Annotated in this window: 1 protein-coding gene; it reads right to left on the bottom strand. The window is 71.0% G+C overall.

Features of this window, described 5'->3' with window-relative positions; translation table 11 throughout:
- A partial coding sequence (locus A5736_RS20175) for an amino acid adenylation domain-containing protein (protein ID WP_139333460.1) occupies positions 1 to 2,073 on the bottom strand: 2,073 nt, incomplete at both ends.

Here is a 2,073-nt window from a genome sequence, read left to right as displayed (position 1 = left end):
CCCGCCAGCGCACCAGATCCCCGGTGCGATACATCCGCGTCCCGGCCCCGCCGAACGGGCACGCCACAAACCGCGACGCGGTCAAACCCGCCCGCCGGACATAGCCGCAGCTGACGCCGCGGCCGGCCGCATACAATTCCCCGACCACCCCGGCCGGCACCGGCCGCAACCACTTGTCCAGCACAAACAACGCCGACCCGGGCACCGGCGAGCCGATCGGCACGATCCCCGACCCCGGCGCCAGCGGCGCGCTCAACGTCACCACCATCGTCGTCTCGGTCGGGCCGCAGGCGTTGAGCATCAGTCGCCCCGGCGCCCACCGATCCACCACGTCGGTCGGGCAGGCCTCGCCGGCCACGATCAACGCCATCTGTCCCAACTCCTGCGGCGACAACGTCGCCACGGCGGACGGGGTCCAGGTGAGGAGGCTCACCCGTTCCCTGACGAGCAGGGCGTGGAAGTCTTCGGACGCGGCGGCAACCGATTCCGGCACCACCACCACGCGCCCGCCGTGCAACAGCGGGCCCCAGATCTCCCACACCGACGTGTCGAAGCCATAGGAATTGCACTGCGTCCAAACCCCCGGCGGCACATATGAATCCGCCACCGCCAGGAACTGGGTCACGTTGCGGTGGGTTACGGCGACCCCTTTGGGGACACCGGTCGTGCCCGAGGTGTAGATGATGTGGGCGATGTCGTCCGGTGCGGGTCCGGGCAGTGCGCTGCTGGGCTGGGCGCGAATCCGCGGGTCGTCGACATCGATGACCGCCACCCCGTGCCCCTGTAGCCGGTCGGCGTGCTCGGCGGTGGTGATCGCGGCGATGGGCGCGGCATCGGCCAGCATGAACTCGATCCGCGCGTCGGGGTGCGCGGGGTCGATCGGCAGGTAGGCGGCCCCGGTCTTGAGCACCGCCGCAATCGCCACGATCGCCTCGGCCGACCGGGAAAACAGCACCGCCACCGACTCCCCCGGGCCGGCGCCATGCCCGGAAAGCAAGTGCGCCAACCGATTCGACGCCTCGTCGACCTCGCGGTACGTCCACGACCGCTCCCCATACCTGATCGCCACTGCCTCCGGAGCCCGGCCGACCTGCGCGGCGAACAACGCCGGAATGGACGCCCCGGCGGCCGGGGGCTGGGCCAGCACCGCCCGGTTGCCCCACCGGTCCAGCTGGGCTTGCTGATCGTCGTCGAGGAGATCGATCGACGACAGCCGCCGTGCCGGGTCGGTGGTGAGGGCCACCAACACCCGTCGCAACCGCTCGATCAGCCCCTCGATGCTGGCCGCGTCGAAAACGTCGGTGCGAAACTCCACCTCCCCGCCGATCCCGGCGGGCTCGCCGGCGTCGGTCCAGCGTTCGGCGAGGGAAAACGCGAGGTCCATGCGGGCGGTGTGGGTGTCCACCGGCAGCGGCGTGACCCGCAGGTCGCCCAGGCTCAGCGCGGCGGGCTCGTTGTTCTGCCAGGCCAACAACACCTGCACCAGCGGATGGTGGGCCTGGCTCCGGGTGGGGTTGAGGCGCTCGACCAGGACCTCGAAGGGCACGTCCTGGTGTTCGTAGGCGGCCAGGCTGCGCTGGCGCACCTGGTCCAACAGTTCGGTGGCGGTGGGATCGCCGGTCAGGTCGACACGCAGCACCAGGGTGTTGATGAAGGAACCCACCAGCTCGTCGAGCGCGGGGTCGCGCCGCCCGGCGATCGGGAACCCCACCGCCACGTCGTCGGTGGCGCCCAGCGTGGACAGCAACACCGCCAGGGCGGCCTGCATAACCATGAAGCTGGTCGCGTCGTGCTTGCGGGCCACGTCGCGCACCCGCTGCTGCAGGTCCGCCGGCCAGTCGACCGAAACCCGGGCACCGCGGTAATCGCCGACCGCCGGATAGGGCCGGTCGGTGGGAAGCTCCAGCCGCTCGGGCATCCCGGCGAGGGCGTCCTGCCAATAGGCCAGCTGCGCGGCCATGCGGCTGTCGCTGTCGTCGAGCTCACCGAACTGGGTGCGCTGCCACAGCGTGTAGTCGACGTACTGCACCGGCAGCGGCGTCCAGTCGGGGGCTTGCCCCTTGGATCGGCTGG

The sequence above is a fragment of the Mycobacterium sp. SP-6446 genome (assembly GCF_001954045.1).
GTDB lineage: Bacteria > Actinomycetota > Actinomycetes > Mycobacteriales > Mycobacteriaceae > Mycobacterium.
Note: the sequence above shows the minus strand (reverse complement) of the source record. Positions and strands in the feature narration are given on the sequence as shown.